Here is a 14,120-nt window from a genome sequence, read left to right as displayed (position 1 = left end):
TTAAATTCCTCCTAAATGATGTGGTATGGTCGGTATAATCACCGGATAGCCATCCTCAAATTTGATGGTAGCGTTCATTTCATAAATGTCGCGAAGAAAAGCAGACGTCAAAATCTGACGGGGTTCGCCGGCAACGGCGATTCGTCCCTTTTTTAGCGCAATCATATGATGACAATAGGCCGCAGCTTGCTGCAAATCATGCAGTACCATAACAATCGTCAAGCCGGACTCGTGATTGATACGCCGCAGCATATCCATAACTTCAAATTGGTGGGCGATATCCAGAAAAGTGGTCGGTTCATCGAGCAAAAGAATACCTGTTTGTTGGGCCAAGGCCATTGCAATTCGTGCTTTTTGTTGTTCACCTCCCGATAGAGTATGGAACATCCGATCTGCATAGGGTTTGATGCCTGTGATTTCCAGGACATGGTCGACAATTTGCTGGTCTTGTCTGGTAGGGCGTGTCCTTAAGCTCTTGGCATGAGGAGATCTTCCATAAGCGACCAGCTCACGAACCGTCAATAGCGGCAGCATATCCTTCATTTGTGGCAGCATGGTAATCGTCTGGGCAAAATCACGCCGTTTGTATTCCTCCACAGGCTTGCCCAGTACGGAAACCTTGCCTTGATCCTGCTTGAGCAGCCGGGTCAAAATCCGCAAAAGCGTAGACTTGCCTGAGCCGTTGGGACCGACAATGGCGGTAAGCTGTCCGGCGGGCAAGGTAATGTTCACATCGTCCAGCTGGAAATATCCGCGTTGTAAGGAGAGATGCTCACCTTGAATGGCTGTCATCCGAAATTCCCCCGTTTCTTGAGCAGGATTAAGAAAAACGGTGCTCCAATGACGGCCAGCAAAATACCGACAGGCAGCTCAATCGGATCAAACCAGGAGCGTGCCACTGTATCCGCCAGGACAACCAGCGTCCCACCGCCCACGATGGAAAGGGGCAAGAGGAAACGGTAATCTTCCCCAATCAGCAGCCTTATGACATGGGGGACGACCAGTCCTACAAACCCGATCAGCCCGGCAACACTGACCGCCGTGCCAGCGAGCAGGGCAGAGAGCAAGATAATGAGCATTCGTTGAAGCTCTACCCGCTGGCCCAGCAGCTGTGCTGAATCGTCGCCCAGCAGCAGCAAATTTGCAGGCTTAATCGCAAACAAAGAGGCGATTAAGCCAATGATAGCGTAAGGGGCCATGAACTCCAGATGATGCCAGCTTCGTCCGTTTAACCCGCCGGATAGCCATGGAAGTACAGCCTGTACGCGGTCACTGTACATAACCATCACACCGTTGGTGAGGGCGCCTAGCAACGCATTGATCGCGACGCCAGCCAGTACAATTTTGACAGGGGAAGCCCCCCGGTCCCAAGCCAGCAGGTAAATGATGCTCGCGCTCAGAAAGGCTCCCAAAAAGGAGGTTACCGGAAGAAGGTAACTAAGCTGTGGGAGCATCACCATCGTAATGACGGCAGCAAGTCCACCTCCAGCCGATACACCAATAATGCCTGGGTCAGCCAATGGATTTTTCATAACGCCTTGAAGAAGCGCTCCAGAAGCTGCCAGACAAGCTCCTACCAGTAAACCTATCAATACTCTGGGGAGTCGGAGATCCATTAGGATCGTGCGATATGTGGATTCAACATGATGTAGCAAAATCTGATTGATTTCTTGAAGTGGAATCGACACCGAACCATAGGCCAGACCATACACAGAAACAGCCACTAGCAAGACTGGAAGGGCAATGCAGGCGATAGTGCGTCTTCTGGCACGCTGTAATTTGTTCATCGCCATCGCTTATTTCGCCGGATACAGCTTTTGGTGCATCAGATCCAGCGCTTTAGTGACCCGTGTCCCTGGATTCGTCCCGAACAAATCTGAAGGCAAAACCTCAACCTGATTGTTTTGGACTGCCCGGATTCCGTTCCAAGCTGCATTTTCCTGCATTTCTTTTATAAATGCTGCTTTAACCTCTTCTGTATTACCATGAGTCATGATGAAGATATAATCAAGGTCAGCCTGTATGATGCGTTCTGTGTTCAGCTGCGCATATTGCGGGAAATTTTGCAGGCCCGGAAAATCAGCGGCGATGTTGGAGCCACCTGCGACTTCCAAAATGTTTCCGCCTAGAGAATTCGGGAGTGCTGCCATATACGTGGCTGGAGCTCCGTAGACCAGCAACACCTTCGGTTTAGAGGCAGAAGCGGTTTCCTTTTGCAGCTTGGCTACTTGTTGGTCAATTTGGTGGTCCAGCTTTACGGCTTCGGCCTGCTTTTGCAGTAATTGTCCGAACAGCGTAATTTGTGACTGGATATCCTGAACTGAGTTGGCACCAGTCAGCAACAGCTGTGAACCGACTCCTTCAATGGCTGGAATATCTTTTTCGTTCATAGGATAATTGCCTAGCACGACGTCCGGTTTGAGCATCGTAATTTTCTCCAGATCCACTTCATGAGTGGAGCCTATTTGCTGAACGTTTTCAGCAGCAGGTACGACGGCAGGCCCATTGGAGTTAGGTCTGCCTACGGCAGTTCCGCCTAATGCGTAAATAATATCCAGATCGCCATTGCTGAGCGCAACGATACGTTGAGGGACATTTTGAAAGGCCAACGTCCGTTTTGAAAAATCAGTAACTTGAATCGTCGCGCCGCTTGTTGTGCTTGAAGTGGCAGATACGGAGGCACTGGCTGGTTTGTGATCTGCGGTCGAGGTACCATTACTACATCCGGTAACTGCCAATAAAAGCGCTGCGGACGACCACAACACATAAGATTTCATGTTATTCCTCCTGCAATTTTCGAGTTAAACAATAATGATAATCATTTTCATTTATGTATAAGAGAATGATAATGAATATCAGTGAAGATTGTCAATTGAAAAAAGAAAATTTTTAAATAAATTTTGAACTAAAAACAGAAGAGAGTCATTTTAATTATAGAAGAAGGAACTACAAATTTTTCTTAAAAAATAGCATATATCAAGGGATTACGTACACGCAATTACATATTGACATTTTCGAAAAGTGTAAGATATATTGGTGATGGGTTTACTTGATTTTGCGAAATTATGGAATAGAGAGGTGGGGAGACAAGCTCGAAAAGAGCTATTTTTTTTAAGTTATCAATTGAGAATGATAATCAATTAGTTATATTCTCGTGGGGAGGGACTGCTGTCAAAATGAAGAAGGGGTATTCTGCAATTATTGCTGTGTTTCTGCTGGTGAGTGTGCTGAGCTTTTGGCCAACTTCGTCATCTGTAGGAGCCGCTGCGGCTTCTCCGAAATTGGCGGATGGTACATACACGCTCAAATACAATATTCTCAAGGCAGAAAATGATTCGGTGTCCATGGCTAATGATTATTTTGAAAAACCAGCTAAGTTGTATGTAAATAAAGGTCAAATGACCATGCAAATTAAGCTGAATCATAGCGAATGGACAACCGGGTTTAAAGTGGATTACAAAGGCAAAATCATCGATACCAAGGTCATCCAAAAGGATGCCAAAACTGATACTCGCACCGTGCAATTTCCAATTGCGAGTGTCAACAGCCCGTTGATCTCTAAAATCCATGTTACTGTCCCTGCTTACAATTACGATCATGACTATACGATCCGCTTCGCTTTTGATTCCAAAAGCATCAAAAAAGTTGCAGCCATCCAGTCAGCGAAATCAGCCAAATCTTCCAAAAAGTAAATTGAAGCTATCTTTATCGTTCATAAAATCAACATAAATTCAAGCATAAACAATTGAGGAGTGTGTGTAGATATGAATATGGTAATGAATCGCTTTGAGCAATTTTCTTTCAAGAAGGCGTTCGTAGCTTTGATCATGGCAGCACTTGTTTTTGCACTGATGGCTCCACTCTCTGCTAAAGCAGCAGCAGCCGACGGCACTTATAACGTAGATTATACCGTTCTGAAGGATCAAACCAATGAAACTTCTCGACTGGACAGCTATCTGACGAAGCCTGCTCAGGTTACAGTAGCTAATGGCAAAAACGTCGTTCGTCTGACTGTGAAAAGCAGCAATCTGATTACAGCGTTCAAGGTAGAGCAAAACGGCGTACTGCAAGATGCGACGGTGGTAAGCACAAATACGGCGAACAACACTCGTGTAGTGGAATTCGAAGTGACTGATCTGAATGCAAAAGTAAATGCTTACGCTGAAATTACCATCCCAGTGATTGGCTACACAGGCAAGTACGATGTACAACTGCAATTCGACGAAATCTAATCCAAAATAAAATGTAAAAGGAGATTAAAAACATGAACATGATTATGAATCGTATGGAGAAATTGTCTCTGAGAAAAGTAATGCTCACTGTATTGATGGCTGCGCTTGTTTTTGTGGTACTAGCCCCGTTCTCTGCTAATCAAGCGAGCGCGGCTTTGCCTAATGGAACGTATCAATTGCCTTATACCGTTTATAAAGATGGAACCACTGAGCCTTCTTACATGGATACCAATGGTTATGTAAAAAAACCAGCCACACTGATTGTTACGAATGGTCAATACAAAGTGCGGGTAGCTATTACCAAAAGTGCTTGGGTTACTGAATTCAAAACGCAACAAAACGGCCAGTATGTGAATGCGACTGTGGTCAGCACTTCCGGAGATACAAGAATTGTTGAATTCCCAGTAACTAGCTCCTCTCAAAAATTGAATGTAAAACTGCATGTAAGCGTACCTAAAGAATACACTGGCGGTATTCCTTACGATCACGACTATGTTGTTCAATTCCAATTCGACGACAGCGATATCTAAGGGTTTCTTTTTAAGATAATGATTTTGAATTGAATGCTCATTTGGAGCTTAGTTCCAGAGCTCCAAATGAGTATATTTTAAGTAGGGGGATACATCACCTTGAAGAGCCGATTTAATAAATATATTACGACATTCGCTGCTATTCTAATGTTGTTTTCTTTATTTTCACCATATGCAGGAGCAACACCCGAGGATGAATCCACTTCGTTGAATTTGCCTGATTCTAACACTACAGTGACTAGTGCTACGTATGCTACTTATGAGTATCCAGTAGAACTACCCGGCCCATATGTTGAGCCGACCAATGCTATAACTACTTCTGAAGCGACTTATGCAGATGGAGAATACCTGATTGATTACAAGCCTTTACGAAAGACAGTCAGCGGGAGCACGAGGGATTCGAGCTTCAAAACAAACTATACCTATCCTGGAGACCTGGTTATTAAGGATGGAAAATACCATTTTTCATTTAAATTTGCAGAGGCTCAAGGGCTTTCGAAATTTTTAGTAGAACAAAACGGGGAAACGGTTCCCGCCAAAATAGAAGTAGATTCCGGAAAAGCTTCGGGAACGGTAAGCTTCGATGTTTATGATTTTCATCAAAATGTAAATACGGAGTTTGGATTTAACAGCAGTTCTCCATGGTATGTAGATACCGATCCGGACCGTTCAGTGAAGGAATGGATTGAGTTTGATCCTTCCAGTTTGAGACTTAAAAACTCAACCGAGAATCCAACGGTTCCCCCTGTAACACCGCCGGTAACGCCTCCTAGCGCAGGAGAAAAACTAGCTGATCTGGACTTTACCCTCTTGAAGGATGGAACAGAGGAAAAGTCCATGATGGATGGGTATACGGAGAAGCCAGGCTCATTAATTGAGCGTGGAGGTAAACAATATGCTCAGTTTACGTTAAAGAATAGTAAGCAAATTGATGGCTTCAAGGTAGAGCAAAATGGAGTGTTAACTGACACCTCTATTGTAAGTGAAGACCAGAATGCGAATACACGAGTTATCGAGTTTGAAGTAAAAGAACTGCCAGCCAAGCTGAATGCATGGGTGAGCATCAACTGGCCTGAGCTGGGTTACGTGCATACTTATAATGTAGATCTCCAGCTGGCTTCTGTATCTGCACCAACAAATTTAGCGGATGGAACGTATGCTATTAACTTTAATACCTTGCATGCAACCAAAGATCAGCCATCAACCATGGCACAATATCTGTTGTCTCCAGCGACTTTAACGGTAGCAAAAGGACAAAAGGAAGTTTCCTTCACTATTAAAGACAGCACTACCGTAACAGAGTTCAAGACAGAGCAAAACGGGACATTAACGGATGCAGATATTGTAAGCGAGGACAAGACAGCCAATATGCGTGTCGTGAAATTCAAAGTAGCCGATTTGGACGCGATTTTGAATGCACAGGTCCATGTAAGCACGACCTACCCAGGTGGGGTTTATGAAATGGATCATAAACTTCGTCTTCAGTTCGATAAAAATAGTATTACAGAAAATGGAAGTTCTCCAGAAACAACATCCAATCTGGCCTTCACTCTTTTGAAGGATGGAACGAATGAAGTTTCTATGATGGATGGGTATACAGAGAAACCAGGCACTTTGATTGAACGTAGTGGCAAGAAGTATGTTCGTTTTACCCTGAAAAACAGTAAACAAATTGACGGTTTTAAGGTAGAACAAAACGGAGTATTAACTAATGTTGCTACAGTAAGTGAAGACAAAACTGCGAATACACGAGTTATTGAATTCGAGGTTAAAGAAATACCTGCTAAGTTAAGCGCATGGGTAAGTATCAACTGGCCTGAGCTGGGCTACGTGCATACTTATAATGTAGATCTTCAATTGGCTTCTGCACCTACACCACCGACCTTGGCAGATGGAACGTATGCTATCAACTTTAATACCTTGCATGCAACCAAAGATCAGCCATCAACCATGGCGCAATATCTGTTGTCTCCAGCGACTTTAACGGTAGCAAAAGGACAAAAGGAAGTTTCCTTCACTATTAAAGACAGCACTACCGTAACAGAGTTCAAAACGGAACAAAACGGGACATTAACAGATGCAGATATTGTAAGCGAGGACAAGACAGCCAATACACGTGTTGTGAAATTCAAAGTAGCCGATTTGGACGCAATTTTGAATGCACAGGTCCATGTAAGCACGACCTACCCAGGTGGGGTTTATGAGATGGATCATAAACTCCGTCTTCAATTTGACAAAAACAGCATTACGAATGCTCCAACCCCGGTTGATCCTGGGACGCCAGGCACACCAGGCACGCCCGGAAAAAATTTAGCAGATGGAACGTATTCAATCAATTTCGATGCGCTGCACGCAACCAAAGATCAAAAATCGTCCATGGCGCAATATTTATTGTCTCCAGCCACGCTAACGGTATCGAAAGGAAAGTATGAAGCCTCCTTTACCATCAAAGACAGCACTACCGTAACAGAGTTCAAGACAGAACAAAACGGAACGTTGACAGATGCAGATATCGTAAGTGAGGACAAGAATGCTAATACACGTGTCGTGAAATTCAAGGTAGCGGATCTGGACGCTATTCTGAATGCACAGGTACATGTGAGCACGACCTATCCAGGTGGAGTTTATGAGATGGATCATAAGCTTCGTCTTCAATTCGATCGCAGTAGCGTTACGGCTAAAGGTCCGGATAACGGAACAACGACTCCAGTTGAAAATGGCAGATACAGCATTGATTTCTCCGTACTCAAAAATGGAAGCAATGAAATATCTGTGATGGATGGATATATGCAAAAGCCAGCCACACTGTTAAAACAGTCTGGTAAAAATATCATTCAGATTAAAATGGACAAGAGCAGCTGGATTAAAACGTTTAAAGTAAATGGTTCTGAAGCTCAGGTGGTTGAACAGTCCACCTCTGCTGACACAAGAATAGTACAATTTGAAGTGCCTAATCTTTCGGATAAAGTTACAGTGAACACGCATGTCATCGTACCTGGATTGGATTTGGGTGGCATCCCTTATGACCACGTATATGATGTGCAGTTCCAATTCGAGCCTGCTACCATTCGCAGCTTTGTTGAGCCTACCTCTTCTGGGGCGACTGATCCTATCGTAAAATTGGATTTTGACAAGCTTGCCAATGGTAAATATGCATTGAAATTCAGCATTGTGCTGCCAGATGGTATCACAGGATCTGAATCTCCGGCTCAACGCTTCATCACCAATGAACCAGCGCAATTGGTCGTGGAAGGCGACAAACGGTTTGTAGGTCTGAAGCTGCAAAACAGCAATGAAGTTAAGGCGCTGCGCATTTGGGATAACGCAAGTGGAGGTTATCAGGATGCAGAAGTGACCCGGGAAGATGCAGCAAGCAATACGAAGGACGTTCGTTTCAGTGTAAGTGACTTTAAGAACAACGTAAAAGGTCAACTGGTTGTCTACGAAGCTCCTAAAGTGGCAAGTAGCGCTCCGATGGTTTTCAAGGCGGAAGATCGAGTAGAAAAGGTATATGATGTTGAATTTAAATTCGATACCAGTAATGTATCTTATTACAACGAAACCAAAGCAGACAAAGTAGAGTCGGTGAAAAATAGCTTAGCCGATGGAGAGTACACTGCGAATTTCCGTGTGCTTGCAAACGGAACGAACAAAGATTCTTTGGTGGCTCCATTTGTACAGAGTCTGGCGAAGTTGGTTGTGAAAAATGGTAAAATTCTGGCCCATGTAACCGTAACGGACAATCAGGCTTTGAAATTATTCCAAACGGACTTTGAAGGCCGTTATGCTAATCCGACGATTGTGGGTCCCAACACAAAAGGTGATACACACACAATTGCCTTTGAAGTACCTGATCTGGATAAAAAGCTGAGTGTGTACACACAGGTATATCTGCCTGAAAAATACATCTTTAATGAGAAATTCGGCGGACAGATTCAATTTGACCGTGCATCGCTCAAAGGTGAGGGAGTTAATGCAGCAACAATTGCAACCGCTACTGAACCGACAGCAGCGTCTACAGACAAAGCAGCAGAGACGACCACACCGGTAGCTGAAGCAAAACCAGCAGTTGAGCAACCAGTTCAAACGGCTTCCGAGAAGCAATACACGATCAATTACAACGTATTTAAAGACAAAACGAATGAAGCGTCTGTTATGGATGGTTATCTCGATAAGCCCGCCACATTGATTGAAAAGGGAAACCAGCGCTATATCCAAATTACTTTGAAAAACAGCTCTTGGATGCCGACTCTACAAGTGGAGCAAAATGGTACCCTAAAAGATGTGGAAGTGATCTCGACATCCGGTGATACACGTGTCATTCAATTTGAGGCAGGGGACTTGTCCCAGAAAATCAGTGCTTACACACACGTCATTGTGCCCGGTTTGGTCCTTGGCGGAGTACCGTATGATCACTGGTATACGGTTCAGTTCCAATTTGATGAAGCAAGCCTTAAGGTGAAATAACCTCAGATGATGACATCAATGAAGCCCGAATAACAGCAAAGTTTGTATGCGAGCAAGTCTTGGTGCCCCGGCATCAAGACTTGTCAGCATTTACATACCCGAAAAAGTGGGACTCACGCTGTTGCTCTATATTTTGAATTGAGGTGATTGGATTTTCATGAAACAGCATGCAGCTTTGGCTCCAAGGAAAGCGTTTGGTTTCTATATGTTAATCGGCATCATAATCTTGTTACTGGCTGGATGCTCCGGGGGAGCACAGGCTGGACAGGAACATAGCGATGGTTCGACTTCAACGGTAGCGTCAGATGCAAGCGGAAAGGCGTCTGATGATAAAACAGCAACTCCACGTATTGTAGCGACTACAGTAGCCATTTCTGAAATTACGGATGCGCTGGGCTTGGATTTGGCTGGCAAGCCGACAAGCACCAAAGCATTGCCTGATCGTTACAAGGATGTCCCTGATGTGGGGAATCCGATGAGTCCTGATATGGAAAAGGTAATGTCCTTGAAACCTACAGATGTACTGTCGGTGACCACACTCAAATATGATCTGGAGCCCAAATTTAAGGACCTGAACATTAATGCTGAGTTTTTGAATTTTGAGAGCCTTGCGAATATGCAAAAGGAAATTCAAAAGCTGGGAGAACGATTCGATAAAGCTGAAAAGGCGAAAGAGATTAATGGGGCTTTGGATGCCAAAATTGCTGAGATTCAGCAAAAGATCAAAGGCAAGAAGTCTCCTAAAGTACTGATTCTACTAGGTGTTCCAGGAAGCTATCTAGTAGCTACCGAACACTCCTATATTGGGGATCTGGTTAAAATTGCAGGTGGAACCAATGTAGTTCAAGGCGAGAAGGTGGAGTTCATAGCTCACAATACCGAAGCCTTGCAACAATCCAATCCCGACATCATTTTGCGCGCTGCACACGGGATGCCGGATGAGGTCGTAAAAATGTTCGATGAAGAGTTCAAAACTAACGATATCTGGAAGCATTTCAACGCTGTGAAAAATGGGCATGTTTATGATCTGCCTGAACCGTTGTTTGGCACCACAGGAAATTTAGCGGCAAACTCTGCGCTGGATGAGCTGATGAAAATGCTGTATCCTTCGAATTAAAGGAAGCTGATGACATGTCCAAAAAATTATGGAGCCTTATTGTTGTAATTGTCCTACTCGTCGCTGTCATGCTGTATTCAGCGATGACAGGCAGCCTCAAGGTGAATTTGAGTCAGTTGGTGTCTGGATTGTGGACAGGTACAGATGATCAGGTGAATGTGGTCAAAGACCTCAGGCTGCCGAGAATTATCGTAGCCGTGATGGCGGGTGCAGCACTTGCAGTTGCGGGCGTTTTGCTGCAAGCCGTCATGAAAAACCCGCTGGCAGATTCCGGGGTGATCGGCATTTCTTCGGGAGCGGCCTTGATCTCGCTGATTGCGGTGACCATCTTTCCGACGCTATACTTTTGGATGCCATTCTTTTCATTTATCGGTGGTGCATTGGCCTGTCTAATGGTATACGGATTTTCATGGAAATCCGGCTTGCATCCCATTCGTCTTATTTTGATTGGGGTGGCAGTAAATGCTATCTTTTCCGGCCTAGGTCAGTCGTTTAACTATCGGGGCAGTTATGCGGTCACCAGCATTAATCAGGTCACCACCTCAACTTTGTCTATGAAAAAGTGGGTAGATGTCGAGGTGATTGTAACCTATGGCGGGATTGGTCTAATTTTGGCCATGCTTGTGTTCTCCAGGTGTAATTTCTTGTCCCTTCAAGATAAAACGGCTAAAAATCTGGGTTTTAACGTGACGCGCGCACGACTTCTAATTTCTGTGATAGCGGTGCTACTTGCAGCAACGGCTACAGCTATCGCAGGGGTGATTGCTTTTATCGGCCTGCTCGTTCCGCATTGTGCCCGCTACCTGGTTGGTTCGGATCATAAGTGGCTGATTCCGTTCTCTGCCTTATGCGGCGGCTTGCTGCTGTTGCTTGCGGATACACTGGGGCGAACGGTGCTTGCTCCCAATGAAATTCCGGCCTCTATTATTATGGCAGTCATTGGCGGACCATTCCTGATATTCCTGATCAGAAAGGCGGATCGCACCTATGGACATTAAAGATATAACCTTCTCCTATGATCGGAAAACAGATCGTCTACATGCGATCAACGCTGTTATTGAACGGGGACGAATTACTACGATTATTGGCCCTAATGGATGCGGCAAATCAACACTGCTCAGTGTGATGTCTAATAATGCTGTTCCTCGCATGGGCCAGGTGGTTCTGGATGGCAAGGAGATAGTCCACTACAAGCCCAAGGAGCTGGCCCGTCAATTGGCGGTAGTTCATCAGCAGAACGAGGCGCCCTCCGACCTGACAGTAGAAAAGCTCGTCAGCTTCGGAAGACTGCCTCATAAGAGCATGTTCACAACCAACCGGGATGAGGACGAAGAAGCAGTCGAATGGGCGATAGCCTGCACCAATCTGGAGGAACGCAGAACACGTACACTGGATCAGCTTTCAGGCGGAGAACGACAACGTGTGTGGATTGCGATGGCCTTGGCCCAGCGGACACCGATTTTATTTTTGGATGAGCCGACTACCTATCTGGATATGTATTACCAGCTTGAGATTTTGGAACTGATCCGGCAGCTTAATCAGGAACACGGACTGACCATCGTAATGGTGCTGCATGATATTAATCAGGCCATTCGGTATAGTGATGTGATGATCGCTATGAAGGAAGGACGTGTTATAGCGAACGGTCCGCCTATAGAGGTGGTCACGCCCAAACTGATTCAGGCAGTCTATGGTGTGAATGTCGTAGTCAGACAGGACGAAGAGGCGGGCATGTACCTTATTCCGATAGGCGTCGGAGCTTCCGGACATGTACAAGTACAGAGAGAGAATAAGGTGCCTGTCCTTGAGCTATCTCATTAGAATTTAAAACATAAAAATGGTTCTGGTCCAGGTGTTTGTCAGGTGACTATCATGGAGACAGAAGCATTTTTTATTTTTATTTATAAGCTATTGGGTGAGATATAGGGGCAGTTCTGCTTAGACTACGGTTCGAATCCGATCTTTTGTGTGTTATACTATTGCCGTCGGTAATTTTGTGTTTAGCACTTTACTAATGATAAGGATGGTATGCTTATATGATCAGTACAAGCGGCGTAACGCTTCGTTATGGTAAACGCCCACTTTTTGAAGACGTAAATATCAAATTTACTCCTGGGAACTGCTACGGCCTGATTGGGGCGAATGGCGCGGGTAAATCCACCTTCTTGAAAATTCTTTCGGGTGAAATCGAAGCCAATTCAGGCGAGGTTCACATGACACCGGGTGAACGGATGGCTGTCCTCAAGCAGAACCATTATGAATACGATGAATTCCCAGTTCTGGAAACCGTTATTATGGGTCATACACGTCTGTATGAAATCATGAAGGAAAAGGATGCGCTGTATGCCAAAGCGGAGTTTTCCGAAGCAGACGGTTTGCGTGCTGGTGAACTGGAAGGTGAATTTGCAGAGCTGAACGGTTGGGATGCTGAGCCGGATGCGGCTGCATTGCTGATCGGTCTCGGTATTCCACGTGATCTGCATGACAAAAAAATGGCTGAAATGAGCGGTAACGACAAAGTGCGCGTTCTGTTGGCACAAGCGTTGTTTGGTCGTCCGAACAATTTGCTGCTCGATGAGCCTACCAACCATTTGGATCTCGAATCCATTCAGTGGCTGGAGAATTTCTTGATGGACTATGAAGGCACCGTCATCGTTGTATCCCATGATCGTCACTTCCTGAACAAGGTATGTACGCATATTGCGGATATCGATTTTGGTAAAATCCAAATGTATGTCGGTAACTATGACTTCTGGTACGAGTCCAGCCAGCTTGCGCTTACACTGGCTCGCGATGCGAACAAGAAGAAGGAAGAAAAAATCAAGGAACTGCAAGCCTTTATTCAACGCTTTTCTGCGAATGCTTCCAAGTCCAAACAGGCGACCTCGCGTAAAAAGCAACTGGACAAAATTACGCTGGACGACATCCGTCCATCGAACCGTAAATATCCGTTCATTAACTTCAAGCCTGAGCGTGAAGCGGGCAAACAATTGCTGACTGTAGATAGCCTCAGCAAAACCGTGGAAGGCGAGCAAGTACTGAACGAGTTCAGTCTGGTCGTGAACAAAGGCGATAAAATTGCGTTTGTAGGTCCGAACGGTCTGCCTAAAACGACGCTCTTCCAGATTTTGATGAACGAACTGGAAGCGGATAATGGTGAATTTTCCTGGGGGATTACAACGAGCCAGGCGTATTTCCCGAAAGATAACTCCACTTATTTTGAAGGAGTGGATCTGAATCTGGTAGACTGGTTGCGTCAATATTCCAAGGATCAGGATGAAACGTTCCTGCGCGGCTTCTTGGGACGTATGCTTTTCTCAGGCGAAGAAGCGCTTAAGAAAGCAAGTGTGCTATCCGGGGGAGAAAAGGTTCGCTGTATGCTGGCGAAAATGATGCTGAACGGTGCTAACGTACTGCTTCTGGAAGAACCGACCAACCACTTGGACTTGGAGTCCATCACAGCGCTGAACAATGGTCTGATCGACTTTGACGGAACTATTTTGTTCACTTCTCATGACCATCAGTTCATTCAAACCATCGCAAACCGTATCGTGGAAATTACACCAAACGGCGTAATCGATCGTACGATGAGCTATGATGAATACCTGGAAAATGAAGAAATCGCTAAATTGCGTGAACGCATGTATCCGGTAGAAATCGGCTAAATCCGAACCGCAAATTTCAGCAAATAGATAAACGAAAGAGGAGCTCCATCAGGCCATTGGTATGGCCGGGAGGCTCCTCTTTTTTTCGTTTTGTGCCACGACCCTTAGC

The 14,120-nt window shown here is 45.2% G+C and carries 11 protein-coding genes; 8 read left to right on the top strand and 3 right to left on the bottom strand.

What is annotated here, in order from left to right; translation table 11 throughout:
- Genes ABEW32_RS23050 through ABEW32_RS23040 form a run of 3 tightly spaced genes read right to left on the bottom strand, consistent with a single transcriptional unit; the run spans window position 1 to window position 2,777 of the window.
- The gene (locus ABEW32_RS23050; RefSeq protein ID WP_430192161.1) at window positions 1–792 is read right to left on the bottom strand and encodes an ABC transporter ATP-binding protein; all 792 of its coding nucleotides are present in this window, start codon (window positions 790–792) and stop codon (window positions 1–3) included.
- Entirely contained in the window at window positions 789–1,787 is a 999-nt protein-coding gene (locus ABEW32_RS23045; RefSeq protein WP_430192159.1) for a FecCD family ABC transporter permease, read from the bottom strand. The genes ABEW32_RS23050 and ABEW32_RS23045 overlap by 4 nt, the downstream gene beginning before the upstream one ends.
- A gap of 9 nt (window positions 1,788–1,796) precedes the next feature.
- Window positions 1,797–2,777, bottom strand: a complete 981-nt coding sequence (locus ABEW32_RS23040; protein WP_430192157.1) for an ABC transporter substrate-binding protein — start codon at window positions 2,775–2,777, stop codon at window positions 1,797–1,799.
- A gap of 399 nt (window positions 2,778–3,176) precedes the next feature.
- Between ABEW32_RS23040 and isdC the strand changes: the two genes are divergently transcribed.
- From isdC to ABEW32_RS23000, 8 genes are all read left to right on the top strand, one after another.
- On the top strand, window positions 3,177–3,692 hold the full coding sequence (gene isdC, locus ABEW32_RS23035) for a heme uptake protein IsdC (RefSeq protein WP_430192155.1): 516 nt from the start codon (window positions 3,177–3,179) through the stop codon (window positions 3,690–3,692).
- Window positions 3,693–3,764: 72 nt separating this feature from the next.
- Window positions 3,765–4,232, top strand: coding sequence for an NEAT domain-containing protein (locus tag ABEW32_RS23030; RefSeq protein WP_430192153.1), 468 nt, complete (start codon window positions 3,765–3,767; stop codon window positions 4,230–4,232).
- Between the two features lie 32 nt (window positions 4,233–4,264).
- Window positions 4,265–4,762: an NEAT domain-containing protein gene (locus tag ABEW32_RS23025; protein WP_430192151.1), complete on the top strand. Its 498-nt coding sequence runs from the start codon at window positions 4,265–4,267 to the stop codon at window positions 4,760–4,762.
- 99 nt (window positions 4,763–4,861) lie between these two features.
- Window positions 4,862–9,229, top strand: a complete 4,368-nt coding sequence (locus ABEW32_RS23020) for an NEAT domain-containing protein (RefSeq protein ID WP_430192149.1) — start codon at window positions 4,862–4,864, stop codon at window positions 9,227–9,229.
- Between the two features lie 157 nt (window positions 9,230–9,386).
- A complete protein-coding gene (gene isdE, locus ABEW32_RS23015) occupies window positions 9,387–10,346 on the top strand; it encodes a heme ABC transporter substrate-binding protein IsdE (protein ID WP_430192147.1) in 960 nt (319 codons plus the stop codon).
- Window positions 10,347–10,360: 14 nt separating this feature from the next.
- Complete coding sequence (locus ABEW32_RS23010) at window positions 10,361–11,344, top strand: FecCD family ABC transporter permease (protein WP_430192145.1); 984 nt, start codon at window positions 10,361–10,363, stop codon at window positions 11,342–11,344.
- A complete protein-coding gene (locus ABEW32_RS23005; protein WP_430192143.1) occupies window positions 11,334–12,167 on the top strand; it encodes an ABC transporter ATP-binding protein in 834 nt (277 codons plus the stop codon). Before ABEW32_RS23010 ends, ABEW32_RS23005 begins: the two co-directional genes overlap by 11 nt.
- A gap of 215 nt (window positions 12,168–12,382) precedes the next feature.
- Window positions 12,383–14,011, top strand: coding sequence for an ABC-F family ATP-binding cassette domain-containing protein (locus ABEW32_RS23000; protein ID WP_430192141.1), 1,629 nt, complete (start codon window positions 12,383–12,385; stop codon window positions 14,009–14,011).
- The last annotated feature ends 109 nt before the right edge of the window (window positions 14,012–14,120 follow it).

Origin of the sequence: Paenibacillus jamilae (assembly GCF_050482105.1) — a bacterium.
In the GTDB taxonomy this organism is placed as follows: domain Bacteria; phylum Bacillota; class Bacilli; order Paenibacillales; family Paenibacillaceae; genus Paenibacillus; species Paenibacillus jamilae_B.
The sequence above is the reverse complement of the archived record's forward strand: the minus strand, read 5'-3'. Positions and strand labels throughout refer to the sequence as shown.